The following is a 913-nucleotide window of genomic DNA, read 5'->3' as shown; positions in this document are numbered from 1 at the left end:
TATGAAAGATCAACAGACCCTAGTCCTGACCAGTTATTGGAGAGGCATCATGACTCAACATACTGATTTACAGCAGGAGATTGTTGATAGCGCAGTCAAACTGGCTTCTGCCACATCATGGGAATCCCTTCGTTTAGTCGAAATTGCAGCTGATTTGAATATTTCACTGGCTGATATGTATGGTTGTTTCGCTGAAAAAGAACAAATCAGCGATGCCTGGTTTGATCGGGCCGACCTGAATATGCTCAACTCAATCCAGTCATCCATATTTCCAACACTAAACAATCAGCAGAAATTTCATCATTTGTTAATGGCCTGGCTGGAACCCCTGGCATTAAATCAGCGTGTTACCCGACAAATGATCGTGAATAAACTGGAACCGGGGCATCTGCATATCCAGGTACCCGCTTTGCTGCGGATCAGCCGAACAGTTCAGTGGTTACGGGAAGCTTCAGCACAACATTCCACATTGCCATGGCGGGCCGTTGATGAAACGGTGCTGACCGGTATCTATCTGCTTACATTCTGCAGTTGGCTTACCGATAATAGTCCACAATTTAATCGAACCAGACGCATTCTTGATAAACAATTGATGATGGCGAAAACATTACGATTCCTTAAATAACTAAGGTTACGTTCGGGTAAGTTTCGTTATCAATCGCCAGGCAACAAACAAAAAGCCAATCGGCAAAATCAGCATAATTAATACAAACTCAGCTAATAAATAAATGGCAGCATTAATGCCCTGCTCGGCTTTTTGTTGAATATCCTGCAATCTGGCTTTTACATCCAGGTTATCTTTAAATCCTTGATACCATGTGCGTGACGGTTCCTCGGGATCAGGCTGCAGTGCAGCCACTTGCTGCCGGGTGGTTTGTAAAACGGCTATCGCGTCTTGTCTATCGTGTTCCAG

Annotated in this window: 1 protein-coding gene and 1 pseudogene; one reads left to right on the top strand and one right to left on the bottom strand. The window is 44.2% G+C overall.

Going from position 1 to position 913, the window contains the following annotated elements; translation table 11 throughout:
• A partial coding sequence (locus B3O33_RS00450) for a TetR/AcrR family transcriptional regulator (protein WP_292362718.1) occupies window positions 1–625 on the top strand: 625 nt, incomplete at its 5' end.
• Window positions 626–631: 6 nt separating this feature from the next.
• Here B3O33_RS00450 and B3O33_RS00445 read toward each other — a convergent pair.
• Window positions 632–913 (bottom strand): annotated as a pseudogene (locus B3O33_RS00445) (hypothetical protein); the annotation flags it as partial.

Origin of the sequence: Methylophaga sp. UBA1464 (genome assembly GCF_002325665.1) — a bacterium.
In the GTDB taxonomy this organism is placed as follows: domain Bacteria; phylum Pseudomonadota; class Gammaproteobacteria; order Nitrosococcales; family Methylophagaceae; genus Methylophaga.
The sequence above is the reverse complement of the archived record's forward strand: the minus strand, read 5'-3'. Positions and strand labels throughout refer to the sequence as shown.